General features: G+C 68.0%; 1 protein-coding gene. It reads left to right on the top strand.

Going from position 1 to position 1,469, the window contains the following annotated elements; genetic code table 11:
• Window positions 1-42 precede the first annotated feature (42 nt).
• Window positions 43-1,275, top strand: coding sequence for an IS4 family transposase (locus AC07D6_RS33510; protein WP_479050738.1), 1,233 nt, complete (start codon window positions 43-45; stop codon window positions 1,273-1,275).
• Window positions 1,276-1,469 lie beyond the last annotated feature (194 nt).

Consider the following 1,469-nt stretch of genomic DNA (forward strand, 5'->3'; position numbering starts at 1 on the left):
CAATACCGGTGACTTTGAGTGGTGTGGGTCGTTGGTTGTGGTGTGCCAAGGCCTGGGCAGGTGAAGTCGTCGGGTGGCCGGTTGTCGGACCGGATCGCTCTGGGTGTGCTGACGCGGGTGTTTCCGCCGGAGTTGGTGGATGAGGTGGTGGCGGAGTGCGGGCGGGTGGAACAGCGTTCGCGGTTGTTGCCGGCCCGGGTGGTGGTGTATTTCGTGCTCGCGATGTGCCTGTTCTCCGGCCAGGGCTATGAGGAAGTGGCCCGGCTTTTGACGCAGGGGCTGGAGCGGGTGCGGCGGTGGGAGAAGCCGTGGCGGGTGCCGACGACGGCGGCGATCGGCCGGGCCCGACGGAGGCTGGGGCCGGAGCCGCTGAAGGTGCTGTTCGACCGGGTCTGTCGTCCGGTCGCCACACCGGAGACGGTGGGGGCCTGGTATCGACAGTGGCGGCTGGTCGCGGTGGACGGCACCGTCGTCGACGTCCCGGACACCGACGCCAACGGCGAGTTCTTCGGCCGGCCCGGTTCGGGGCGGGGGCAGCAGCGCAGTGCGTATCCGCAGGTCAGACTGGCCGCGCTGGTCGAATGCGGGACGCATGCGGTGTTCGCCGCGGCGACCGGTCCGCTGGCGGTCCATGAACAGCACCTGATCCCGAGTCTGCTGGACCGGCTCGGGCCGGGAATGCTGCTGATGGCAGACCGCGGGATCACCGGCTTCGAGCTGTGGCAAGCCGCGTCCGCCACGGGTGCGGACCTGTTGTGGCGAGTCCGCAAGAACATCGTCCTCCCGGTCCTTCAGTCCTTCGACGACGGCTCCTATCTGTCCGAGATCGTCGCCGCCGGCGACCGCGACCGCCGTGACCCGGCCCATGTCCGCGTCGTCGAATACCGGCTCGACAGCCGTGACGAGGACACCGTCTACCGGCTGGTCACCACCGTCTGCGACCCCGGCCAGGCACCTGCCGCCGAGCTCGCCGCGCTCTATCACCAGCGGTGGGAGATCGAGAACACCCTGGACGAGATCAAGACCCACCAGGGCGGCCGGCAGCTCGTCCTGCGCTCGCAGTATCCCGACGGCGTCGAGCAGGAGATCTACGGATTCCTCCTCGTCCACCACGCACTGCGCGACGTCATGCACCAGACCGCCCAGGAAGCCGGCCTCGATCCCGACCGGATCTCCTTCACCCGCACCCTCAACGCCGCCCGCCGCCACGTCACCGGCCAGGCGGCACTTTCCCCCCTCACGACTGACCCAGGCTCTCCGTCACACTGCCCGTGAGCTGCTCGAACGACTCCTGCCACCCCGCAGACGACGCTCCAACCCCCGCGTCATCAAACGCAAGATGAGCAACTGGCACCTCAAACACCCCCACCACCGCAACCCACCCCCACCACCGGCTCACACCGTCACACCGGTTCCACCCACCAAACCAACCAGCAGGCGAACGAAAACAACCTAAATCACCGGTATTG

The organism is Streptomyces sp. NPDC045287, from assembly GCF_056432325.1.